The organism is Oleiphilus sp. HI0066, from assembly GCF_001635725.1.
Genome location: NZ_LWFH01001495.1, coordinates 1 through 1,409, shown reverse-complemented (window position 1 = coordinate 1,409; position 1,409 = coordinate 1). Strand labels below are relative to the sequence as shown.

The following is a 1,409-nucleotide window of genomic DNA, read 5'->3' as shown; positions in this document are numbered from 1 at the left end:
ACCATCAGAGTCGGTGATGCCGGTAATCCGAAAAACGTTACCTTGAGAAGAGTCATTACCGTGGCTAAACGCAAAGTCTTCCATCACAAACCCGATACCAGCACCATCTACTTCTGATAAATCATTATCAGAAAGCGCTGCCAATTCAGAATGCACAGGAAGGGCATAGCACCCAGCGCGATAAACGCAGCATTCTGAATAATCGATGGGAAAATTGAGCGCCATTGGTATGACATATTGAGGCAATGCGTCCTGTTTAAGAAATAAACCAACATTATATGGAGAGATGAATTTAAACATGTGAAGCAGGACGAAACTTCACAGTCGTTCACAAATCAAGCAGTCAAGACGTGAGCTAGAACAATATTCTAGCCTTGCTGCAAGAGATTTCTCAGGTCAATGACTGCGGCGCTTGCTCTAGAAATATAAGATGACATCGTTAAAGAGTGATTCGCCAACACACCAAACCCCGAGCCATTTAGAATCATCGGACTCCAAATCGTATTCTGAGTCGCCTCCAAATCCAAACGAATTTGGCGCAGGCTAATCAAAGCATTTTTATCGCCAAGCACTTTTGCAAAGTCGTGTTCCATAGCACGTAAAATCACAATCAACGCCCAAGCTGTGCCGCGCGCCTCGTAAAATACGTTATCGATGTCAAACCAAGATGTTTTTGACTCTTTAAAGCCTTCACCCGAGGTACTTTGCTCAGCAGAATAATCTCCGGCAAGCCCCAGATCCAAACTCGGGCGCCCCACACTTTCGCTCAAACGCCTAGACAACCCCCCAAGTCTATTCTCAACTTCTGACAACCAAGCGCTTAAATTATCGGCACGCGCATAAAACTGTGCATTAGGAGTTGATTCATCCGCTAAGCGTTTGAGATAGTTTTCAACAGCTGCTACACCTGTGCGATATTCAGATTCTGAAGCCGGGAGAATCCAACTACGATTATCAAAGTGAAACTGCGGCTCTGCTAACTTAAGACTTGCATCCTCTTGGGACTGACTTTGCGAGCGACTAAAGTCTTTTCTCATCACCCTAGATAAATCTCGTATTTGAACAAGAACCCCAAACTCCCAGCTAGGCATATTGTCCAGAAACACGCCCGGCAGGAATAAATCGTTTGATAAATATCCTCCAGGCTTTTCGAGCAAAGTATCAGACAACTCAATAAGACTCGCAGTTGTTGCCACACCAATGGGCGCATCAGAGAGCGTGACTCCCGCTCTTTGCTCTACAACCAATGCTAAGTCCGGAACATCAGGTTCAGAACTCCACCAAAAGCCGAGCACCACTACGACAAGCAAATAAATCGGAACAAGTAGCAATAAACCCTTTTGTTTATTCATGTAAGAGACTCTCTTTCTAGAATTGAGCCTGTGACGGCTTACAAATTTGATAGCCAG

The 1,409-nt window shown here is 44.9% G+C and carries 2 protein-coding genes; both read right to left on the bottom strand.

The features are described from left to right. Positions 1-300: hypothetical protein (locus A3738_RS23155; RefSeq protein WP_197473981.1), on the bottom strand; the 300-nt coding region annotated here is incomplete at its 3' end. 68 nt (positions 301-368) lie between these two features. Continuing rightward, positions 369-1,352 carry a DUF2333 family protein gene (locus A3738_RS23150; RefSeq protein WP_082890123.1) on the bottom strand — a complete coding sequence of 328 codons (984 nt, stop codon included), beginning with the start codon at positions 1,350-1,352 and terminating at the stop codon, positions 369-371. Positions 1,353-1,409 lie beyond the last annotated feature (57 nt).